Source organism: Streptosporangium sp. NPDC004379, assembly GCF_042873875.1.
In the GTDB taxonomy this organism is placed as follows: domain Bacteria; phylum Actinomycetota; class Actinomycetes; order Streptosporangiales; family Streptosporangiaceae; genus Streptosporangium.
Genome location: NZ_JBIAMC010000005.1, coordinates 1 through 19,922, shown reverse-complemented (window position 1 = coordinate 19,922; position 19,922 = coordinate 1). Strand labels below are relative to the sequence as shown.

At 72.6% G+C, this 19,922-nt stretch carries 21 protein-coding genes; 16 read left to right on the top strand and 5 right to left on the bottom strand.

All coding sequences use genetic code 11. The features are described from left to right. The first annotated feature begins 119 nt into the window (after nucleotides 1-119). The 10 genes from ACFYSC_RS12420 (at nucleotide 120) to ACFYSC_RS12375 (ending at nucleotide 10,992) form a co-directional block, all read left to right on the top strand. Nucleotides 120-686: a YbhB/YbcL family Raf kinase inhibitor-like protein gene (locus ACFYSC_RS12420; protein ID WP_389960368.1), complete on the top strand. Its 567-nt coding sequence runs from the start codon at nucleotides 120-122 to the stop codon at nucleotides 684-686. Between the two features lie 183 nt (nucleotides 687-869). Next, a complete protein-coding gene (locus ACFYSC_RS12415; protein ID WP_389960366.1) occupies nucleotides 870-2,384 on the top strand; it encodes a hypothetical protein in 1,515 nt (504 codons plus the stop codon). A gap of 72 nt (nucleotides 2,385-2,456) precedes the next feature. Continuing rightward, nucleotides 2,457-4,847, top strand: a complete 2,391-nt coding sequence (locus ACFYSC_RS12410; RefSeq protein ID WP_389960364.1) for a SulP family inorganic anion transporter — start codon at nucleotides 2,457-2,459, stop codon at nucleotides 4,845-4,847. Nucleotides 4,848-4,987: 140 nt separating this feature from the next. Continuing rightward, entirely contained in the window at nucleotides 4,988-5,980 is a 993-nt protein-coding gene (locus ACFYSC_RS12405) for an NAD-dependent epimerase/dehydratase family protein (RefSeq protein ID WP_389960362.1), read from the top strand. Between the two features lie 8 nt (nucleotides 5,981-5,988). Beyond that, nucleotides 5,989-6,417 (top strand): VOC family protein, encoded by a 429-nt coding sequence (locus ACFYSC_RS12400; RefSeq protein WP_389960360.1) that lies wholly within the window; start codon nucleotides 5,989-5,991, stop codon nucleotides 6,415-6,417. Between the two features lie 41 nt (nucleotides 6,418-6,458). Beyond that, nucleotides 6,459-6,602, top strand: coding sequence for a hypothetical protein (locus tag ACFYSC_RS12395; protein WP_389960358.1), 144 nt, complete (start codon nucleotides 6,459-6,461; stop codon nucleotides 6,600-6,602). A 192-nt stretch (nucleotides 6,603-6,794) separates the two neighbouring features. Continuing rightward, nucleotides 6,795-7,697, top strand: coding sequence for an aminoglycoside phosphotransferase family protein (locus ACFYSC_RS12390; protein ID WP_389960356.1), 903 nt, complete (start codon nucleotides 6,795-6,797; stop codon nucleotides 7,695-7,697). A 224-nt stretch (nucleotides 7,698-7,921) separates the two neighbouring features. After that, nucleotides 7,922-8,386 carry a hypothetical protein gene (locus ACFYSC_RS12385; RefSeq protein ID WP_389960354.1) on the top strand — a complete coding sequence of 155 codons (465 nt, stop codon included), beginning with the start codon at nucleotides 7,922-7,924 and terminating at the stop codon, nucleotides 8,384-8,386. Between the two features lie 354 nt (nucleotides 8,387-8,740). Then, complete coding sequence (locus ACFYSC_RS12380) at nucleotides 8,741-10,018, top strand: cytochrome P450 (protein ID WP_389960352.1); 1,278 nt, start codon at nucleotides 8,741-8,743, stop codon at nucleotides 10,016-10,018. 14 nt (nucleotides 10,019-10,032) lie between these two features. After that, the gene (locus ACFYSC_RS12375) at nucleotides 10,033-10,992 is read left to right on the top strand and encodes a DUF2332 domain-containing protein (protein WP_389960350.1); all 960 of its coding nucleotides are present in this window, start codon (nucleotides 10,033-10,035) and stop codon (nucleotides 10,990-10,992) included. A 22-nt stretch (nucleotides 10,993-11,014) separates the two neighbouring features. Here ACFYSC_RS12375 and lepB read toward each other — a convergent pair whose 3' ends face one another. The 3 genes from lepB to ACFYSC_RS12360 all read right to left on the bottom strand — a co-directional run bounded on the left by lepB (nucleotide 11,015) and on the right by ACFYSC_RS12360 (nucleotide 12,873). Beyond that, nucleotides 11,015-11,518 carry a signal peptidase I gene (gene lepB, locus ACFYSC_RS12370; RefSeq protein ID WP_362939536.1) on the bottom strand — a complete coding sequence of 168 codons (504 nt, stop codon included), beginning with the start codon at nucleotides 11,516-11,518 and terminating at the stop codon, nucleotides 11,015-11,017. A gap of 54 nt (nucleotides 11,519-11,572) precedes the next feature. Then, nucleotides 11,573-12,094 carry a pyridoxamine 5'-phosphate oxidase family protein gene (locus ACFYSC_RS12365; RefSeq protein ID WP_389960347.1) on the bottom strand — a complete coding sequence of 174 codons (522 nt, stop codon included), beginning with the start codon at nucleotides 12,092-12,094 and terminating at the stop codon, nucleotides 11,573-11,575. A gap of 107 nt (nucleotides 12,095-12,201) precedes the next feature. Beyond that, a complete protein-coding gene (locus ACFYSC_RS12360) occupies nucleotides 12,202-12,873 on the bottom strand; it encodes a DUF899 domain-containing protein (RefSeq protein ID WP_389960345.1) in 672 nt (223 codons plus the stop codon). A 97-nt stretch (nucleotides 12,874-12,970) separates the two neighbouring features. On the opposite strand from ACFYSC_RS12360, the gene ACFYSC_RS12355 reads away from it, so the two are divergent. The 4 genes from ACFYSC_RS12355 (at nucleotide 12,971) to ACFYSC_RS12340 (ending at nucleotide 15,535) form a co-directional block, all read left to right on the top strand. Then, the gene (locus tag ACFYSC_RS12355; protein WP_389960343.1) at nucleotides 12,971-13,426 is read left to right on the top strand and encodes a winged helix-turn-helix transcriptional regulator; all 456 of its coding nucleotides are present in this window, start codon (nucleotides 12,971-12,973) and stop codon (nucleotides 13,424-13,426) included. Between the two features lie 167 nt (nucleotides 13,427-13,593). Next, on the top strand, nucleotides 13,594-14,046 hold the full coding sequence (locus tag ACFYSC_RS12350) for an ASCH domain-containing protein (RefSeq protein WP_389960341.1): 453 nt from the start codon (nucleotides 13,594-13,596) through the stop codon (nucleotides 14,044-14,046). Then, entirely contained in the window at nucleotides 14,046-14,726 is a 681-nt protein-coding gene (locus ACFYSC_RS12345) for a DNA polymerase beta superfamily protein (RefSeq protein WP_389960339.1), read from the top strand. Before ACFYSC_RS12350 ends, ACFYSC_RS12345 begins: the two co-directional genes overlap by 1 nt. Next, nucleotides 14,723-15,535 (top strand): DNA polymerase beta superfamily protein, encoded by an 813-nt coding sequence (locus ACFYSC_RS12340; RefSeq protein WP_389960336.1) that lies wholly within the window; start codon nucleotides 14,723-14,725, stop codon nucleotides 15,533-15,535. The genes ACFYSC_RS12345 and ACFYSC_RS12340 overlap by 4 nt, the downstream gene beginning before the upstream one ends. On the opposite strand, the gene ACFYSC_RS12335 is transcribed toward ACFYSC_RS12340, so the two are convergent. After that, complete coding sequence (locus tag ACFYSC_RS12335) at nucleotides 15,506-15,862, bottom strand: hypothetical protein (protein ID WP_389960334.1); 357 nt, start codon at nucleotides 15,860-15,862, stop codon at nucleotides 15,506-15,508. The genes ACFYSC_RS12340 and ACFYSC_RS12335 overlap by 30 nt on opposite strands. Before the next feature lie 261 nt (nucleotides 15,863-16,123). Here ACFYSC_RS12335 and ACFYSC_RS12330 point away from each other — a divergent pair, with 261 nt between their 5' ends. After that, complete coding sequence (locus tag ACFYSC_RS12330) at nucleotides 16,124-16,837, top strand: HAD family hydrolase (protein ID WP_389960332.1); 714 nt, start codon at nucleotides 16,124-16,126, stop codon at nucleotides 16,835-16,837. A gap of 173 nt (nucleotides 16,838-17,010) precedes the next feature. Here the strand turns inward: ACFYSC_RS12330 and ACFYSC_RS12325 are convergent, their stop codons facing one another. Continuing rightward, a complete protein-coding gene (locus tag ACFYSC_RS12325) occupies nucleotides 17,011-17,481 on the bottom strand; it encodes a MarR family winged helix-turn-helix transcriptional regulator (protein ID WP_389960330.1) in 471 nt (156 codons plus the stop codon). Between the two features lie 75 nt (nucleotides 17,482-17,556). On the opposite strand from ACFYSC_RS12325, the gene ACFYSC_RS12320 reads away from it, so the two are divergent. Further along, nucleotides 17,557-19,650, top strand: a complete 2,094-nt coding sequence (locus ACFYSC_RS12320) for an MMPL family transporter (protein WP_389960328.1) — start codon at nucleotides 17,557-17,559, stop codon at nucleotides 19,648-19,650. Nucleotides 19,651-19,922: the final 272 nt, after the last annotated feature.

The window sequence follows — 19,922 nt, the reverse complement described above, 5'->3', positions numbered from 1 at the left end:
TTCCCTTCCGCCCGCACCCCCTCCATGCTCTGATTCTGTCCGATTCCCGGGTGTTTCCGCGCCATGGAACCTCGCGATCCGGTCTGCGCATCTTCCAGTTCCGCGTAGCATCATCGGGCATGGGGCAGCCGCACACGTCTACGCGCCGCCCGCGGCGAGCCGTACCGACGGCACTCGCCGCGGCGCTCGTCGTCGTCTCCTCCGGCTGCGGGATGGTGGGCAGCATCGCGTCCGCCGATCGGCTCCAGCTGGAGCCGATCAGCGTCTCCAGTCCCCGCCTCCGGGACGGCGCGGTCCTGCCGTCCGGATACTCGTGCAAGGGATCGTCCGGCAACCCGCCGCTGCGCTGGTCACGGGTTCCGGACGGGACGAAGTCGGTCGCGATCGTGGCCGACAACAACGCGCGTGCCGGTGGTGAGGTGAACTGGGTGGTGTTCGACATCGATCCGCGCACCAACGAGGTCGCCGAGAAGAGCGTCCCGGTGGGCGCGGTGGAGGGAAGCACGACGAGCGGCAAGGTGGGCTACGCCCCGCCGTGCCGGCGCGGGCAGAGCTATCGTTTCACCGTCTACGCGCTCAACGGGAAGATCCACCTCGGCAAGGGGGCCCCACTCAGCAAGACGCTGAAGGCGATCGCGGAGAAGACGATCGCCTGGGGCAGGCTGACCGCGGGGCACATCCAGTGATGCGCCGAACACCGGAGGTATTGATGGTTACCGATTCTTCACGTTGGGTGTGACAACGCTCATAGTGGTCCGACACAATCAGAACCGATGTCCGTGCGCAGGTGATGCAAGGGGGCAGGTCGCGTCGATGGCCGCGCGACCTCACCGGCGCCGCTGGAAGGCCATGGCCTTGAGGGTGGTGCAATGACCGCGGTCGTAATAATCCTGGTCGCCGTCGTGCTCCTCGTGCTCGTTGTCGTGGCACTGGGCATGCGGTCGATGAGCCGCAGGGAGAGCGCGCTCCCTGCGGAGCGTCTTCGCGAGATGGCGGAGAAGGAGGCGCAGACACCGTCGGTGTCCATCGACGACTTCGCCTCACGCGAGCCGAAGATGACGCATTACTCCCCCGATCTGACGCCGTTCGACGAGCCCAAGCCGTCGCGCCCGCGGCCGTCCGGCGCGCGCGGCAAGCGCGGCATGAACGACTTCGGCGGGGCCGACGACTACGACGACGACTACTGGACGCGCCTGCAGGCCGACGTCGGCGGCTTCGGCGGTTCGCTGGAGAATCCGGCGGGTGCGGGCCGCGCCGCCTCCGGTGACCGGGCCTCCTCCGGCGCGGACCCGGACGCGACGACCGTCCAGGTGCCGCTGCCGCACCGCAAGCCCCAGCCCCAGCCCCGGGTCCCGGCCCCGGCCCCGGTCTCCGCCGAGTCCGCCGCCGCCTCGCTGCCCTCCGGCCTCTCCGACCTGACCGGGCCGGTCAAGCCCGAGCCCGCTCCGACGTCCGCCGCGCTGGCCGAGCAGAAGACGGTCACCTTCGCCGCACCCACCGCGGGTGCGGCGCCCGAGGGACGCCGGACCGGCTCCCGGCGCGGATCCGGCCGCTCCCGTACCGCCGGCAACGGCGGATCCGGCCGCCCCGACCCGCTGGACGACCCGCTGAACGGTCCCACCCCCCGGCGCGGCTCGCGCGGCGCCGCGGGTCAGCCGCCCGCCACCGGGCCGGTGCCCGCGGCGAGCCCGGCCGGAGACCAGCTCGCCGGACCGCTGCCGCCGATGCGCCCGATGGGGCCGACCACCAGCGGCGGCTTCCCCGTCATGTCCCCGAACCCGTCGGCCGGGTCCGCCCCGGACCCGCTGGCCGCGCCGCACGCCCCCGCGCCCCGTCCCGCCCCCGAGGCCCGGCCGGCCCCGGCTCAGGGTCCCGCCGCGGCGGGCACGTCCAAGGACGTCGCCGACAATCCCTGGGCGAGGGCCACCTCCCCGGTCTCCGGAGGCTGGCCCGCCGTGAACACCGCCGACATCCTCGACGACCCCGCCCCGTCGTACTCCTCGTACCAGTCACCGGTGTACGGCGCGCCGACCGCGGGTTCCTACGAGGTGAGTCCCGGCTGGGCCGCCATCGAGGACGACGCGCTGACCGGTCCGACCCCCGCGCTGTCGACCCCGACGGCCCCCTCCCGGAGCGTCTCCCCCGGCGACCGCGCCGCCGGCCCGCGGCAGGGCCCGGCGACCGGCGGCTACGGCTACGACGCCGTCCGCCCGGCGAGCCCGGAGTCGCCCGTCGCCTGGCCCGAGCCGGCCCCGGGCCAGTCCGTCACCAGAGACGGTTACGGCACCGGCCCGGTCGCGACCCCCGAGGGTCAGGGACGGCCGGGTTCCCGGCGGAGCCGACGGGCGGCCCAGCCGCCGGACCACCCCGACTATTACCGCTGATTTCCTCCCGGCTGCGTAAAGGCCTCGGGTAACCGCCCGACCGGCGGGGACCCGCGTCATAGGGTCTGTCCCATGGGGACGGACACGAAGAGTAACGAAACGATCGCACGGGGTGGCTTCTCCTCCGTGCTGCGGTACGACCTGCCCGCCTCCCTGGTGGTGTTCCTGGTGGCGGTGCCCCTTTCGCTGGGCATCGCCGTCGCCTCGGGGGCGCCGCTGGCGGCCGGGCTCATCGCGGGCGTCGTGGGCGGCGTGGTCGCCGGCCTTCTGGGAGGTTCGGTCGTCCAGGTCAGCGGCCCCGCCGCAGGCCTGTCACTGGTGGTCGCCGAGCTGGTCTCGACGTACGGCTGGCGCGCCACCTGCATGATCACCCTGTTCGCGGGCGCCCTGCAGCTTCTGCTGGGGGTGTTCCGGGTCGCCCGGGCCGCGCTGGCGGTCTCCCCCGCCGTGGTGCACGGCATGCTCGCCGGGGTGGGCGCGGTGATCGCCCTCTCCCAGCTGCACGTCGTGCTCGGCGGCAGCCCGCAGCGTTCCGCGATCGAGAACATCGCCGAGCTGCCCCGGCAGATCCTGGACATACACGATCACGCCGTCTACGCCGGTCTGATCACCATCGCGGTCCTGGTCGGCTGGGGCCGCCTGCCGCAGCGACTGCGGCTCGTCCCGGCGCCGCTGGCCGCCCTGGTCGTCGCCTCGGCGGCCGCCGCGGTGTCCGGGTGGGACGTCACCCGGGTCGACCTGTCGAAGAGCCTGGACACATGGGTCATGCCGGCCTGGCCGCGCGGCGACTGGCACGGGATCGTCGCCGCGGTGCTGCTCGTGGCGCTGCTGGCCGGGGTGGAGTCGCTGCTGTGCTCGGTGGCGACGGACAAGCTGCACGACGGCCCGCGCACCGACCTGGACCGGGAGCTCACCGCACAGGGCGTGGCCAACATGGTGACCGGCGCGCTGGGCGGGCTGCCGGTGGCCGGGGTCATCGTGCGCAGCAGCACCAACGCCCGTGCCGGAGCGCGCAGCCGCTGGTCCACGGTCATGCACGGCGTGTGGATCCTGGTGTTCGCGCTCTGCCTGGGCTGGACGATCACGCTGATCCCGATGGAGGCGCTGGCGGCCCTGCTGGTCTTCATCGGCGTCCAGATGGTCAACATGGGGCACCTGCGCAATCTTCGGGGGCACGGCGAGATCCCGGTGTACGTGACCACCATGCTGGGGGTCGTGCTCGTCGGCCTGGCCGAGGGCGTGTTGCTCGGGCTCGGGCTCGCCGCGCTGCTGGCGCTGCGCCGGCTGACCCGGGTCACCGTACGGGTCACCCCCGAGCCGGGCGGGCACTGGCACGTGTCGATCGCGGGGTCGCTGACCTTCCTCGGCGTCCCGCGGATCACCTCCGAGCTGCGCGCCATCCCGGCCGGGGTCCCGGTCGACCTGGACCTCAACATCGACTTCATGGACAACGCCGCGTTCGAGGCGGTCCACGCCTGGCGCACCGACCACGAGCGGGGCGGCGGGAGCGTGGACATCGACGAGATCCACGACGAGTGGTACGCGATGGCGGTCAGCGGCGCCCGGGTGCTCCCCGCCAAGCCCCCACCACCGGCCCCGGACCGCTGGTGGCTGCCCTGGGCCCACAGGCGGCGCGGCCGGTCGTCGGCGGCGGCGGCGGATCTCGCGGTCGCGTCCACGCGGGCGGCGGACGCCGTCGCCGGTGGTGCCGGTGGGGCCGCGGCCGATCCGGCGGCGGCGGGCGGCGCGGCCATGACAGGCGGGGACGGCTCGGGACAGCCTGACCTGCTGGCCGGAGCGCGGGAGTTCCACCGCCGCACGGCCCCGCTGATCCGCCCGTTCATGATGGGGATGGCCCGCAAGCAGGAGCCGTCGCACCTGTTCATCACCTGCGCCGACTCCCGAATCGTGCCGAACCTGATCACCGCGAGCGGGCCCGGTGACCTGTTCACCGTCCGCAACCTCGGCAACCTGGTTCCCCGCCGCGGCGCGGCGCCTCCGGACGACTCGGTGGCCGCGGCGATCGAGTACGCCACGGAGGCGCTCGGCGTCCGCACCATCACGGTGTGCGGGCATTCCGGCTGCGGCGCCATGGCCGCCCTGCTCGGCGGCGACGCCCCGGAGGGCATGCCGGCGCTCGGCCGCTGGCTACGGCACGGCCGCCACAGCCTGGCCCGGTTCGTCGCCGGAAGTGGCCGCGGGGGCGGCGCGTCGCCCGAGGCGCCCGGGGACGACGGGGTTCCCGGTTCCGGGAGCGCCGGGTCCCCGGGCTGCGACGGCGGCCCGCTGGACCGTCTCTGCCGGGCCAACGTGCTCCAGCAGCTCGACAACCTGCGCTCCTACCCCGCGGTGGACCGGCTCGTCCGGGAGGACCGTCTGGAGCTGGTGGGCCTCTACTTCGACATCGGCACGGCGCAGGTCCACGTCCTGGAGCGTCCGCCGCTCGCGGCCAGCCCACTGTGAGCCGCCGGTCCGCTGCGAGCCGCCGGTCCTCCATGGGCCGCCGATCCGCGGTGAACCGCCGATCTGCTGTGAGCGGATAGTTTGCGCCAAGGGTGAAAGGCCATGCCACATCGTCGACGGTGGGCGAACAATGTTCGGTCATGAGAACTCTGGTAATCGGCGGCTCGGTCTTCCTGGGCCGGGCGATCGTCGAAGAGGCGCTGCGGCGCGGACATGAGGTCACCACGTTCAACCGGGGCAGGAACGGTGTCGACGTACCCGGCGTCGAAGCGGTCAGGGGTGACCGGGAGGTCACCTCCGACCTGGAACGGCTCGCCGAGGGCCGGGAGTGGGACATCGTCGTCGACGTCTGCGGGTTCGTCCCCCGCGTCGTCGGCGAGTCGGTGCGCGTCCTCAACGGCCACGTGGCCACCTACGCGTTCATCTCCAGCATCTCGGCCTGCGCCTCCTGGCCGGGACAGGCCAGTGACGAGAGCTCGCCCCGGTTCGAGTGCGCACCGGACGCCGGGCGGGACGACGGCGACTACGGCGTCCTCAAGGCGGGCTGCGAGCGCGCCGTCGAGCAGGGCTTCGACGGCAACTCCCTGATCATCGAGCCCGGCCTCATCATCGGCCCGCACGAGAACGTCGGCCGCCTCCCGTGGTGGCTCACCCGGATCGACCGCGGTGGCCGGGTGCTCGCACCGGGCGACCCCGAGATGGCGATGCAGCTCATCGACGCCCGCGACATCGCCGCGTTCACCCTCGACCAGGCCGGGGCCGGGACGAACGACCGCTTCTTCGTCAGCGGCGTGCGGGGCAACACCACCTACCGCGGTCTGCTGGAGGAGTGCCGCTCGGTGACGGGCTCGGACGCGGAGCTGGTCTGGGTGGACGACGGGTTCCTGCTCGGCCGGGACGTCGCCCCGTGGACCGAGCTGCCGGTCTGGGCACCGCGCGACGAGGAGTTCGCCGGGGTCTGGCTGCCGTCGTCGGAGAAGGCCCTCGCCGCCGGGCTGCGCTGCCGTCCGGTCGCCGAGACCGTCCGCGACACCTGGGCCTGGCTCCGCGAGATCCCCGTAGAGGAGCGCTCCTTCCGCGGCCACGGCATCGACCCGGAGAAGGAGGCCAAGATCCTCGCCGAGTGGGCATAGGGAGGTCCATGAAAATCCAGATCAGCTTCGACGCGAACGATCCGTCCACGCTCGCCGCCTTCTGGGCGGCGGCCATGGGGTACGTGCTCCAGCCGCCGCCCGAGGGGTTCGGCAGCTGGGACGCCTGGGCCGACGCGCAGGGCATCCCCGAGGAGGGGCGGCTCGATTGGGCCGCCGCGGTGGACCCGGCCGGGAACGGTCCCCGGTTCTACTTCCAGCGCGTGCCGGAGGGGAAGACGGCCAAGAATCGGGTGCACCTGGACATCAGCGTGGACGGCCCGTCCGGGCTGCCGATCGAGGAGCGCCGCAAGCTGGTGGACGCCGAGGTCGCCCGGTTCACCGGGCTAGGGGCGGAATGGGTGCGGGACTACGCGGAGAACGGCGAGTACTGGGTGCTGATGAGAGACCCGGAGGGCAACGAGTTCTGTCTGCAGTAGGACTCCCGCCGTGACGGGATCGACGGGTGGGGAGGCCGGTGATGGCGGACTGGCGCGTGGCGCGCGAGGAGATGGTCGCCCGGGTGCGCGGGCTCGGCGGGATCGGCGAGGAGGTCGCCGGGGCGCTGCGCGCGGTGCCCCGGCACCTCTTCCTGCCGAGGGTGCCCCCGGAGACGGGCTGGTGATCCGCAAGCGTCACACCACGTTCGTCCTGTCCTGGCCCGCCGCCCGCGGGTGGACCTGACGAGGCGACGCCGCTGTGCGGGTGATCCGCAGTCGGAGGCTGTGAACGACAGATGGCGGATGCAGGTCGGGGCGGCCCTCTTCGTGAACACCCCGGAGCCGCTCCGCCCGCCGCCTCGCTACTGTGACGTCGCATGACCGGCACCGAGATCGAGATCACCGCAGACCTGGTCCGCGACCTGCTGCAGGAGCAACATCCGGACCTTGCGGGGCTGACCGTCCGCGAGGTGGCGGGCGGCTGGGGCAATCACATGTGGCGCCTCGGAGACGAGCTGGCCGTACGCATGCAGCGCATGGACCCAACCCCCGAGCTCCAGCTCAAGGAGCGGCGGTGGCTACCTGTGCTGGCTCCGCGTCTGCCGCTGCCGGTGCCGACCCCGGTGCGGTTCGGCGAGCCGTCCGAGCGCTTCCCCAAGCACTGGACCGTGATGACATGGGTTCCCGGCGAGCCGCTGGATCATGGCTCGATCAGCCGCGGCGCCCACGCGGCCGACACGCTGGCGGGTTTCCTCCAGGCACTCCATGTGGAGGCGCCCGCCGAGGCCCCGGCCGGTTCGGGCTTCGGCGCTCACCCCAGGGGGTGCACGGACGGCTTCGAGCGGTTCCTGCAGGCCATCGACCCCGGCACCGTCGGCGATGTCCGCGCCGTCCGGGCCGTCTGGGCCGATGCCGTCGCGGCCCCCGAGTGGGAGGGCCCGCCGGTGTGGGTGCACGGCGACCTCCATCCCGCGAACGTCGTCGTCTCGGACGGGACGCTCTCGGGTGTGATCGACTTCGGTGCCTTGTTCGCCGGCGATCCCGCATGGGACCTCGCCGCCGCGTGGGTGCTGCTCCCCACGGGGACGGCCGCACGGTTCTTCGACGCGTACGCGCACGCGGACGAGGCGACGATCCGGCGCGCCCGCGGACTGGCCGCCATGAAGAGCCTCTTCCTGATGCTCATGGGGCAGAACGGGGATCGAGGCCTTCCCGGCGGTAAGCCGAACTGGGGACCTGCGGGCCGCGCGGCACTTGATCGTGTTCTGAAGGGCGTTTGACGCGGTGCGTGTTCAACGAGTCGGGCGAGCGTCGGACAACCACCTCGAGCCGTCCTGGGAGACAGCCGGGAAATCTGGAATGTGCCCCGCCGCCCACGGGTGAACCGCCTGGCCCGGCCGGGGTGGAGCGCGTCAGGCGGTTGCAAGGAGCGGCAAGCCGACTGCAAGCCGTCCCGGATATCTCTTGGTCCATCAGAAATCCGGTTTTTTCAGGAGATGGACCCATGCATCGCACCGCCCGCCTGCTGCTCGGCCTCACGACGGCCGCCGCCCTCGGGCTCGGCCTGCCCGCCACGACGGCCTCCGCCGCGACCACCTCGGCCGCCTCGACGGCGTCGTCGGTCGCGAGGGCCGCCGAGACCTGGTCGTGGGGCCCCACCGCCTCCTCCGACCGCGGGGGCTGGGCCGGCGGCGTCGTCAGGAGCTCCGGCACCGGCCTGCGCATTCACGGTGACCTCTACGACGCCGCGGGTGCGCGCACCTGCTCGTGGCTGAAGATCAAGTGGCTCTCCGACCACGGCCGGTGGCACACGAAGACGTTCCGGAACTGCTCCCGGTCGCGGGTCCTCTCCTTCCGGGTGAACGCCGGCTACATGCTCACCTCCTCCGCCAAGGTCTGCCGCGGCACGTCCACCAGGATCACCGGCCGCTGCTCCGGCTGGGAGGGCGTCTGGTCCCAGGGCGGCTGACCGGTGCGGCGGCCGTACATGCGGCGGCCGTACAGATGACCGGCGGGTGACCGGCGGCACGGCCTGCCGATGGCCGGCGGGTGACCGGTGGGCCGGCCGTACCGATGGCCGGCGGGTGGCCGTACCGATGACCGGTGCCGCGGCGCGCGAGGAGGGGAGCGCGCCGCGGCACACGGGGGACCGGCACACAGGGGCCGGGCATACGGGGGCCGGGCATACGGGGGCCGGTACACGGGAAAACGGACATCACGTCACCCGGGAAACGGACACGCGCCGCGCACTCCGGGGGCATGCCGTACGCGCCGGACGGGAACCCTGGGAGCAGAAGAGCATCCCGGTCCCGAGGAGGACGACATGAGCGCTCCGGCCGATCCCCGCACCGCCGAGACGGCCTCCGATACGGTCGACCTCTTCGATCCCGAACTGCTCGCCGACCCCTTCGGCGGGTACGCGCGGATGCGTGAGGAGGCCCCCCTGGTGCGGGTCCTCCTCCCCGGGTCCGCCTCGCCGATCTGGCTCGTCACCCGCTACGAGGACGTCAAGCGGATGCTGAGCGACCAGCGGTTCGTCAACGACCCGGCGCACGTCCCGGGCATGGACGTGGGCGACATCCGCGAGCAGATCATCCAGGCGCGCGGCATCCCGCCGGAGTACGCGAAGTACATCCTCGGCAGCATCCTGGACGCCGACGGCGCCGACCACATGCGGCTGCGCCGGCTCGTCTCCCGCGCCTTCACCGCCCGCAGGGTCGCCGGGCTGCGGCCGCGCGTCGAGGAGATCACCGACAACCTGCTGGACGGCCTGCCCGCCGCGGCCGAGGACGGCGTCGTGGACCTGCTGGAACGGTTCACCTACCCGTTGCCGATCACCGTGATCTGCGAGCTGGTGGGCATCCCCGAGGAGGACCGCCCGCGATGGCGTTCGTGGGGACGGGCCCTGGTGTCGACCGAGCCCGGCGCCCTGACGGATCCGCTGCGGGAGATGGTCGCGCACATCCAGGAGCTGATCGTCCGGCGCCGCGCCGAACCCGCGGACGACCTGCTCACCGGGCTGATCCGCGCCCACGACGAGGACGGCGACCGGCTGAGCGACGTCGAGATGGTGACGATGGTGCTGACCATCGTCCTCGCCGGTCACGAGACCACCGCCCACCTGATCGGCAACGGCGTCGCCGCCCTGCTCACCCATCCCGGCCAGCTCGCCCTGCTCCGCGACGACCCGGAGCTGATGCCGCGCGCCGTGCACGAGCTGATGCGCCGGTACGGCCCGGTCCAGATGACGCGGATGCGCTACGCGACCGAGGACGTGACGATCGGGGGCATGCCGGTACGGCGGGGCGAGGCGGTGACGGCCTCACTGGTCTCGGCCGACCACGATCCGCGCGAGTTCCCCGACCCCGACCGGCTGGACGTCACCCGCGAGCCGGACGGCCGCCGGGAGAACCACGTCGGGTTCGGGCACGGCCTGCACTACTGCCTGGGTGCGGCCCTGGCCCGGCAGGAAGGCGAGGTGGCGCTGGGCGCGCTGCTGCGCCGCTTCCCCGATCTGGCCCTGGCCGTCGATCCGGCGGACCTGGAGCGCCAGCCGCTGCCGGGGTCGTGGCGGCTGGCCCGCCTCCCGGTGCGGCTCTGACCCTCCCCCGCGGGATGGACACGGCCGAGCGGTACCGGCGGTTCGCCGAGCAGGAGGTCCGGGGGCGCTCCCCGGCGTACGAGGACCTCGCCCGGGGCGTCGCCTCCGACGCGCTGCTGCCGGCGCTGATCGACGGCCTGCCGCCCGCCAAGCGGCAGCCGAACCTGCTGCTGGCCTCGGTCCGCTTCCTCGGCGGGCCGTCCGCCGGTTTCCCCGCCTTCCGTGAGTGGACCGTACGGCACTGGCCCGAGGTGCGCGAGACGATGCTGACGCGCCGGACGCAGACCAACGAGGCCGGACGGTGCGCGAGCCTGCTGCCGGTGCTCGCCGGCCTGCCCGGCCCGCTGGCCCTGGTGGAGGTGGGCGCCTCGGCCGGGCTCTGTCTCCTCCTGGACCGCTACCGCTACCGCTACGACGACCGGCCCGTCCTCGGCCCGGCGGACGGTCCGGTCGAGCTGCCGTGCCGGGCGAACGGGAGGGCGCCGGTGCCCGCGCGGATGCCGGAGGTGGTGTGGCGGGCGGGTCTCGACCTGGAACCGCTGGATGTACGTGACGCGGAGACGGCGCGCTGGCTGGAGTGCCTGGTCTGGCCCGGCCAGGACGACCGGCTGGCCCGGCTGCGCGGCGCCGTACGGCTGGCCGCGGAGGATCCGCCGCGCCTGGTTCGGGGGGACGCCGCCGGAGCGCTCGGCGACCTGGTCGCGGAGGCTCCCCGCGACGCCACGGTGGTCGTCTTCCACAGCGCGCTCATGCCGTACCTGGAGCCGGACGAGCGCGACCGGTTCGTGGAGACGGTGCGGAGTCTGCCGGTGCGCTGGGTCTCCAACGAGGGCTCGTCCCGGCTGCCGTCGGTGCTCGCCCGGCTCCCGCGCGGCCTGCCCGCGAACCGGCTGACCTTCCTGCCCGCCCTGGACGGTGAACCCCTCGCCCTGGCCGGTCCGCACGGCGAACGGCTCGACTGGCTCACCCCCTGACCGGCCGCCGGCCCGGGCGGGGCTATTCGGCGACGCCGACGACGTGGGACACCGGGACCGTGGCCTGGCCGATCCCGTCCCTGATGAAGTAGCTGCGTGAGTCGAGGGAGATATGGCGGTTGTCCCCCTGCACCCAGAGTCCGCCCGCCGGGACGGTCACCGGGCCGAAGGCGACACGCGAAGCCTGGGAGTCCTTGAGGTAGGGCTCCTCCAGCGGCCGGCCGTTCACGGTCATCCGCCCGCCGCCGTCACAGCACGCCACCGTGGCTCCCGGGATCCCGATCACCCGCGAGACGCGAACGCCGTCACCGCCCCATGACGCGGGAGCGGTGAAGAAGACGACGTCGCCCTGTCTCGGGGTGTAGTCCCGGTCGGTCCTGACCGCCGTGACGACATCACCCACCTGGAACGTGGGTTCCATGGACTCACTGCTGACGGTGTAACGCTTCCGCCCGACCAGCCCGCATCCGGCGAGAAGCGAAAGGACCAGCGCCACGGACAGCCCGCGCGACACACGACGTCTCACCGCAGCATTATGCTCAGTGATCTTCGGCCTTGGCGACCCGGAGTGGATCACGGTTCAGCCGAACCGCCAGCGCGTCGCCGTCAGGCCGTCCGCGCCGTAGCCGAAGGCGCGGACGGGGACGATCCGATAGAAGCCGTACTCGGGTGAGCCCGGCAGGTTCTCCTCGTGGACCGAGCCGTCCCGCACGGTGAGCTCCCACCCGTACTTCGCCGTGAAGGCGGCCGCCACCCGCTGGAGCTCGGCCTCGTCCGATGACCGGGCGGCGTCGCCCTCGATCACGAGATCGAGGTCCTCGCCGGCGACGGTGAGGACGCAGCGGGGGTCGCCGGCGAGGTTTCTGCCTTTCCGGGATGTGGGACGGGTGGCGATCCAGGGCGCGCCGTCGGCCCAGACCGGCATCACCGGCATGGCGTGCGGCCGACCGTCGGGCCGCACCGTCGAGAGCCACCCTTTCGGTGCGGTCTCCAGGCAGGAACGCGCCTGCTCCCACGGTTTCACCGTCGCCGCGTCCGTGTCGAACGGCGTCGCGTCCTTCTCGCCGAACAGCGGCTCGGCGGTGGGCGCCATTGCTATCATCACATGCCTCCTCGTACGGATATCTCAGGAAATTTCATCTCTTAATTGGGCGTGCGGGACGGTTCACCCGATGGGACGCCGTCCGGACGTCGCCGTAGCGGGGACGCTCAGATCTCCGGCCCGCCGCCCTCGCCGTACTCGTCGTGCAGGCGCCACCACCCGTAGGGCTCGGTCCGTGGGCGGCCCTCCGGGGAGTCCTCCCAGGTCTCCCGGCGGCCGAACGGCGTCAGGTCGAGGAGGGTCCAGACGCTGCCGAGACGCTCGACCCCCCGCGCCGTGGTGAAGTAGGTGCGGTAGACCTCGTCGCCGTCGCGCAGGAAGACGTTCAGTGCGAACCCGTCACCGGCGTCCATGTCGTCGTTGAAATCGTTGCCCAGCGAGGAGACCCACGGGATCGTCCAGCCCATCCGCTCCCGGAACGGGAGGATCTCCGCCAGCGGGCCGCGGGACGCCAGCACCATCGAGGTGTCGCGGGCGCGCAGGTGGGCGAGATGCCCGAGGTTGTCGACGAACATCGAGCATCCCGAGCAGTACTCTCCGGCGCCGTGCCACATGAAGCTGTACACGATGAGCTGGCGGCGCCCGCCGAACAGGTCGGGCAGGCCCAGCGGCCCGGCGGGGCCCTCGAACACGTAGTCCTTGTCCACCCTGACCGCGGGCAGCCGGCGCCTTTCGGCGGCCAGCGCGTCCGCCGCCCGCGTGTGCTCCTTCTCCCTGGCCGTCAGCGCGGCCAGAGCGGCCCGCCACTCCTCGCCGGACACGGTGCGGGGTCGGTCCACGTCACTCTCCTCCCACTGGGTTCCCTGAGGGAACGAATAGGAGAGACCCTAGCGAAGCAAGTTCCCTAAGGGAACCCACAGGGTCTACGCTGTGGTCATGCAACGGACCCGGTTCGGCGACATGGCATGCTCGATCGCCCGCACACTCGACGTCATCGGCGAGCCCTGGTCGCCCCTGATCCTGCGGGACGTCTACGTGGGCATCACCCGCTTCGACCAGATCCAGCAGGACCTCGGCATCTCCCGCAAGGTGCTCGCGGAGCGCCTGAGGTGGCTCGTCGAGAACGACATCCTGGAACGCCGGGAGTACTCCCGGCACCCCCCGCGACACGAGTACACCCTCACCGACAAGGGTCTGGAACTGTGCGACCTGCTGCTGGTGATGACCCGCTGGGGCGACCGCTGGACGGCGGGCGAGGCCGGTCCGCCCGTCCTGCACCGGCACCGCGGATGCGGCGAGGTCAGCCGGGTCGAACTGCGCTGCTCGACATGCGAACAGCCGATGCACGCCACCGACATAGACGTCCTCCCCGGCCCCGGGGCGGCCCTCTGACCTCACCGCACACGTCCGCGGGCCCTCGCGTCGCGGCCGGCCGGCGCGAACCGGCCGACCTTCCTGTCCGCCCTGGACGGCAAACCCCTCGCCCTGGCCGGCCCGCACGGCGAATGGCTCGACTGGCTCACCCCTGACGGTCCGCCGGATCGTTAGGGTGGTCCCCCATGACATCCGATTCCGGCGGGTCGCCGGACACCGCCGGCCTGCCGGAGGCCGAGTTCGCCTTCCCCGGCCCCCTGCGGGACGCGCTCGTCGCGGCGATCCTCGACGGCCGTAAGACCGCCACCACCTCCCTCGCCGTCGAATACGAGCGGGCGGGCGAGCCGCTGCCCGAGGTCAGCGGCCGGTCGGCGGTGGTGGACTCCGCCGGCCGTCCGGTGGCCGTCATCGAGGTGACGAGCGTGCGCGTCGTACCGCTGGGCGAGGTGGACGACGCCCACGCGGCGGACGAGGGCGAGGGCCACACGACGGCCGAACGGTGGCGCGCGGCCCACGAGGAGTTCTGGCACGGCCCGGAGATGCGCTCGGCGCTGGGCGACGCCGCCTTCACCGTGGACGACGCCACCCCGGTGGTCCTGGAGCGCTTCCGCGTCGTCGCCGATCTCCGTACCGCCTGATGGTCCGCTCGGATCGGGAGGCTTGCCCGGTCAGCGTCCCGGACCACCTGGTGCTGTCGGTGGTGACCGGTTCCCGCGCCTACGGCCTCGCGACCGAGGACTCCGACGTGGACCGGCGCGGGGTCTTCGCCGCGCCCGCCCCGCTGTTCTGGCGGCTGGACAAGCCGCCGACCCACATCGAGGGGCCGCTGCCCGAGCAGTTCTCCTGGGAGGTCGAGCGGTTCTGCGTCCTGGCGCTGGAGGCCAACCCGACGGTCCTGGAGTGCCTGTGGTCGCCGATCGTCGAGCGGCTCACCCCGGCGGGCGAGGAACTGCTGGCGATCCGCCGCGCCTTCCTGTCCCGGCGCGCCCACCGGACGTTCGCCGGGTACGCCCAGGCGCAGCTCCGCAGGCTCGACCCCGAACGGCCGAAGTGGAAGCAGGCCATGCACATGATCAGGCTGATGCTCAGCGGCCTCCACCTGGCCCGCGAGGGCGAGCCGCTGGTCCGGGTAGGCGCCCACCGCGACCGGCTGCTGGCGCTGCGGCGGGGCGAGATCCCCTGGCCGGAGGTGGAGCGCTGGCGGGCGGAGCTGGCCGCGGACCTCGACCGTCTCGGCGCCTCCGGCGCGCTGCCGGAGGCCCCCGACCGCCGGACCGTCGAGGACTACCTGGTGACCGTACGGAGGGCATCACTGTGACCGTCCATCTCCCGGCCTGGCTGGCCGAGGTCCCCGCCGAGCAGCCGCACACCCTGGCGTTCGCCACGGTCAGCGGCGCGCACCTGTACGGTTTCCCGTCCGTCGACTCCGACGTGGACCTGCGCGGCGTGCACCTGCTGCCGCTGGAGGACGTCGTCGGGCTGCGGGCCGCCGAGGAGACCGTCACCCGCTCGTGGACCCGTCACGGTGTGGAGGTGGACCTCGTCACCCACGACCTGGCCAAGTTCTGCCGGCTGCTGCTGCGCCGCAACGGCTACGTGCTGGAGCAGCTGCTGTCCCCGCTGGTGGTGACGACGTCCCCGGTGCACGAGGAGCTGGCCGCCGCCGCACCCGGCTGCCTGACCCGCCACCACGCCCACCACTACCTGGGTTTCGCCCGGACGCAGTGGCGCCTGTTCGAGCGGTCCGGGGAGCTCAAGCCACTGCTCTACACGTTCCGGGTGCTGCTCACCGGCATCCACCTGATGCGCACCGGAACGCTCGTCGCCGACCTCACCCGGCTGGACGGCGGCCCGCCGTACCTGGCGGAGCTGATGGCCGCCAAGCGGCACGCGGAGCACGGGGCGCCGCCCGCGGACGGCCCCGGCCGCGCGCGGCTGGAACGCGACGTCACCCGGCTGACCGCCGTCCTGGAGGAGGCCCGGGACGCCTCACACCTGCCGGAGACGCCGGATGCGGGCGATCTCCTCCACGACCTCGTCGTCCGCGCCCGCCTGGCGACGCGGGCCGGGAACGGGGCCGGGCCCACGGATCGGAGGTCAGCCCCGTCGGCTCCCTTCGCGACGTGAGCGCATCCATCCGAGGGAGGGGCGTGACCCGTTCCGGAGCCACCGGATCGCGAACCCGATCAGCCACAGCTGGACCGCCAGGGCCGGGACCGTCAGCAGCAGTCCGGTGGTGTACGCCTCCTCCATCGCGGGTGAACCACCGCAGTCCAGGACGCCGCCGCGCTCGTACTGCTCACACTGGACCTCGCGGATGACGGTCGTCACAACGAACCAGTCCGCGAGCGCCAACGCCGGCAGCGACATCACCGTGAGGAAGGCCGCGCGGTCCGCCCGGTCCTCCCCCGTCGTCCCCGTTCTGACCGGAACCGGCGCGAGCCGCCGTCCCATGTCCGGCTCCTGTCTGATGGGTTCCCGCTTCATGAGAGGGAAGCCAAGCAGGGGCTTGTGGTGGTCCCGGGGAGCGCGTGTGAAGGGTCCGCGCGGGTGTCCGCCGTCACCCGTCCGAGAGGGACGGTGGACACGGATCGGCCCCATGTGATCATGTAGGGCGGCGGGCCGTACGGCGTCACGCGCGACGCCCCGCCGAGCATCTCCGGTCGTGCGGCGGCGCACACACCTGGCGGACCGTCATGATCAGGAGGGTTCCGGGTGACGAGCGCACGGGTGCGGCCCCATGTCGCCCATGTTCTGGAGCGGACCCATGCCGTGCTGGTCCCCTTCGACGGCACGCTGTGCGACCTGGTCACCGAGGTGGACACCGCGGCGGTCGCCGAAAGGATCCGCGACGGCCTTTTCGCGGCGGGACACAGGATGACGCTCCTGACCTCCCTCCTGACCGATCCGCTCTGGATGCTGGCCTACGCACACGACGTCGGCCGGGATCACGGCGCCGCGGCCGAGGAGATCGTGCGGGAGGCCGAGACGGCGGCGGCCGTGACGGCGGCACCCACATCCGGGATTCACGAGGTGCTACGAGCGTGTCAGGCCGGCGGCAGACCCGTCGCCGTGGTGGGCGGCGCCTGCTCCGCCGCCATGGAGGCTCATCTGGAGACGCACGGCCTGCGCCCCCTGGTGGGGCCGGTCCTCGGACGCGAGCGGCTACGGATGACCGAGGACCTTCCGTACGTCGGCCTCGTACGGCAGGCGGTGAAGGCCATGGGGCTGCGACCTTCCACCTGCACACTGGTCAGCCGGTCTGTCGGGGGCATGCACACGGCCCGGGACGCCGGCCTCCGGGCGATCGGAGTGGTGAGTGAACACGGCCGCCGCAAGCAACTCGCCGCCGCGGGCGGCTTGGTCGTCTCCTCGCTGCCCCGGCTGGCCGATGCGCTTCTGGCCGTCCCCGTGGTGACCGCCCGCTGAGGTGGCCGTCGTGACAGGAACGGGCGCCGCTCCTCTCCGCACGAAGCCACGCGCGCTGGACGTCCATCCGTCCAGCGCGCGTGTTCTGAGGAGCCGGGTCGGGGCGCAACCATTCGGCCCGCGTGGCCGAAGATCTCGGCGTGAGACCTTCGGGAGGGAACCCGGCGGAGACGTCAGGGAGAGCCGGGTGCGCCGCGCAGCGCGTCGAGTTCCTCGTTCATGGCGTCGAGGAAGGCGGCCACGGTGCGCAGTTCCTCCGGGCTGAACCGTCGCAGGGTGTTGTCCGTGCTGCGGCCGAGCGGGCGGAAGAAGGCTCCGGCCAGCTCCTTGGCCGCGTCGAGGTAGTGCAGGTGGACCACGCGCCGGTCGTGCGCGTCACGGACCCGGCGGATGTGACCGGCCCGCTCCAGCCGGTCGAGGCACGCGGTGACCGCGCCGGAGGTGAGGTTCAGCTCCTCCCGCAGCCGGGTGGGGGTGATCGGCTCGGGGGCGTCGAAGATCTTGATGAGCGCCTGGACGTCGGTGTGGTGCAGCCCGTGCTCACCGGCGAACTCGTGGGCGATGCGGTTGAACTCCGCGGTCATCCTGCGCAGCCGTATCGCGAAGGCCAGCCGGTCGATGCCCCCCTCGCCGTCACCGTCCATGCCGCCATGCTACATTAACTCAATCATTGAATATCTTAATAATTGAGTCATATGGCATCACGGAGAGGCGACCCCATGGCACGGAAGCGAATCCGCTGGCTCATCCCGGCCCTGCTGGTACTGGTCTGGCTGGCCGTCGGCGGCGGGCTGGGGCCCTTCGCCGGCAAGCTCGCCGAGGTCTCCACCAACGACCAGGCCGCCTTCCTGCCCCAGAGCGCGGAGTCGACACGCGTGCTGGAGGTCCAGGAGAAGTTCCGCGAGGGTGACACGCAGCCGCTCATCGTGGTGTGGACCGCGGACGGCGGGGCCGTCACCTCCGAGCAGACCGCCACGGCGACGCGGAAGCTCGCCGCGCTGCGCGGCACGGAGGGCGTCACCGGAACGCCCTCCCCCGCCATCGGATCGGATGACGGCCGGGCGCTGCAGGGCGTGGTCCAGCTCAGCCCCGCCGTCGAGGACTCGCTCGGCGAGACCCTGGACAGGATCGGTTCGGCGGTGGCGGTCGACGGCCTGCGGGCCCAGCTCGCCGGACCGGCGGCCACCCGGGCCGACCTGTCCGACGCCTTCGCCGGGATCGACGGCCTGCTGCTCGGGGTGGCGCTGGTCACCGTACTGGTCATCCTGCTGGCGGTGTACCGGAGCGTGCTGCTGCCGTTCGTCATCATCATCGGCGCGGTGTTCGCCCTGGGACTGGCCTGTGCCGTGGTGTACTTCCTGGCCGACCACGACATCGTCCGGGTCGACGGTCAGGTGCAGGGCATCCTGTTCATCCTGGTCATCGGCGCGGCCACCGACTACGCGCTGCTGCTGACCTCCCGTTTCCGGGAGGAGCTGGCCGCGACCGGCGACCGCTTCGCCGCGGGCCGCGTCGCGCTGCGCCGTTCGTTCGAGCCGATCGTCGCCAGCGCCGCCACGGTGGCCCTGGCACTGCTCGCACTGCTGCTCAGCAGCCTGACCAACAACCGCGCACTCGGCCCGGTGGGCGCCATCGGCATCGCGTGCGCCGCGCTCAGCGCGCTCACCTTCCTGCCCGCCGTCCTCGTCCTGCTGGGCCGCGCCGCGCTGTGGCCGGCCAAGCCGCGCCCGGCCGACGCCGGGAACCGCGGCATCTGGGGCCGGGTGGCCTCCCTCGTCGCCCGCCATCCGCGCCGGCTGTGGATCGCGACCCTGCTGCCGCTCGTCGCCCTGGCCCTCTTCGCGCCGCAGCTCAACGCCCGGGGCGTCCCGCTGGACGAGACCTTCGTGAACGACGCGCCGTCGGTCGCGGCGCAGGCGACGCTGAGCGAGCACTTCCCCGGAGGTTCCGGGCAGCCCGCGGTCGTCGTCGTCCCCGCCGGGCGCGCCGCGGCCGTGGCGGAGAAGGCCCGCGGCGTCGAGGGCGTCTCCGGCGCCGAGCCGGTCTCGCAGAGCGGCCGGCCGGGCGGCGAGCCCAAGGTCGTCGACGGGCGCACCCTGGTCGAGGCGACGCTGCGCGACGCGCCGGACGGCGACGCCGCCCAGGACACGGTGAAGCGGCTGCGCGCCGCGCTCGACACCGAGGACGGCGTCATGGTCGGCGGGTACAGCGCCCAGCAGTACGACACCACGGAGACCGCGCGGAGCGACACGCTGCTCATCGTCCCGGTCGTCCTGGTGATCATCCTGCTCATCCTGATCTTCCTGCTGCGTTCGCTGGTGGCGCCGGTGCTCCTGGTGGTCACCGTGGCGCTGAACTTCCTGGCCACCCTCGGCGTCTCCACGCTGATCTTCACGCACCTGCTCGGGTTCACCGGCAGCGACGCGTCGGTGCCGCTGTACGGCTTCGTCTTCCTGGTCGCGCTGGGCGTGGACTACAACATCTTCCTCATGTCCAGGGTGCGCGAGGAGACCGCGCGCCACGGGGCCCGGGAAGGCGTGCTGCGCGGCCTGGTCACCACCGGCGGGGTGATCACCTCGGCGGGCGTCGTGCTCGCCGCCACCTTCGCCGCGCTGGTGGTGATCCCGCTGGCGTTCCTGGCGCAGCTCGCGTTCATCGTCGCCTTCGGCGTGCTGCTCGACACCCTGGTGGTGCGGTCCCTGCTGGTCCCGGCGCTGGTGCGGGACCTGGGCCCGCGCGCCTGGTGGCCCGGCCGCCTGAGCCGCTCCGAGGTACGGCCTGCGTCCCCGGAACCGGTGGGGGCACCGCGGTGACCCCCTGATCCGGCCACCGGCGGTCTCCATCCACCGGACGCGTGGACGGAGACCGCCGGACCGGCCGCGACCCCGCCGCCGAGACCCGCGTGATCACCGGACCACCTGCCGCCACGGTGGGAGTGCGGCGAAGGAGAACAACTTCATCCTCGTCCTGTTCGATGAAAAGCCGTCACATAAAGTGGTGTTCACGTTACGGTAAGCGACATGCCGTCTCCTGCTCACGACGCTCTCATCGAGCTCTTCCGTGACCACCCCCGACTGGCCGTGGA

Coding starts and splice junctions, on each gene's coding strand:
- ACFYSC_RS12420 (WP_389960368.1), top strand. CDS start 120: ATGGGGCAGCCGCACACGTCTACGCGCCGCCCGCGGCGAGCCGTACCG.
- ACFYSC_RS12415 (WP_389960366.1), top strand. CDS start 870: ATGACCGCGGTCGTAATAATCCTGGTCGCCGTCGTGCTCCTCGTGCTC.
- ACFYSC_RS12410 (WP_389960364.1), top strand. CDS start 2,457: ATGGGGACGGACACGAAGAGTAACGAAACGATCGCACGGGGTGGCTTC.
- ACFYSC_RS12405 (WP_389960362.1), top strand. CDS start 4,988: ATGAGAACTCTGGTAATCGGCGGCTCGGTCTTCCTGGGCCGGGCGATC.
- ACFYSC_RS12400 (WP_389960360.1), top strand. CDS start 5,989: ATGAAAATCCAGATCAGCTTCGACGCGAACGATCCGTCCACGCTCGCC.
- ACFYSC_RS12395 (WP_389960358.1), top strand. CDS start 6,459: ATGGCGGACTGGCGCGTGGCGCGCGAGGAGATGGTCGCCCGGGTGCGC.
- ACFYSC_RS12390 (WP_389960356.1), top strand. CDS start 6,795: ATGACCGGCACCGAGATCGAGATCACCGCAGACCTGGTCCGCGACCTG.
- ACFYSC_RS12385 (WP_389960354.1), top strand. CDS start 7,922: ATGCATCGCACCGCCCGCCTGCTGCTCGGCCTCACGACGGCCGCCGCC.
- ACFYSC_RS12380 (WP_389960352.1), top strand. CDS start 8,741: ATGAGCGCTCCGGCCGATCCCCGCACCGCCGAGACGGCCTCCGATACG.
- ACFYSC_RS12375 (WP_389960350.1), top strand. CDS start 10,033: ATGGACACGGCCGAGCGGTACCGGCGGTTCGCCGAGCAGGAGGTCCGG.
- ACFYSC_RS12365 (WP_389960347.1), bottom strand. CDS start 12,094: ATGATAGCAATGGCGCCCACCGCCGAGCCGCTGTTCGGCGAGAAGGAC.
- ACFYSC_RS12355 (WP_389960343.1), top strand. CDS start 12,971: ATGCAACGGACCCGGTTCGGCGACATGGCATGCTCGATCGCCCGCACA.
- ACFYSC_RS12350 (WP_389960341.1), top strand. CDS start 13,594: ATGACATCCGATTCCGGCGGGTCGCCGGACACCGCCGGCCTGCCGGAG.
- ACFYSC_RS12345 (WP_389960339.1), top strand. CDS start 14,046: ATGGTCCGCTCGGATCGGGAGGCTTGCCCGGTCAGCGTCCCGGACCAC.
- ACFYSC_RS12335 (WP_389960334.1), bottom strand. CDS start 15,862: ATGGGACGGCGGCTCGCGCCGGTTCCGGTCAGAACGGGGACGACGGGG.
- ACFYSC_RS12325 (WP_389960330.1), bottom strand. CDS start 17,481: ATGGACGGTGACGGCGAGGGGGGCATCGACCGGCTGGCCTTCGCGATA.
- ACFYSC_RS12320 (WP_389960328.1), top strand. CDS start 17,557: ATGGCACGGAAGCGAATCCGCTGGCTCATCCCGGCCCTGCTGGTACTG.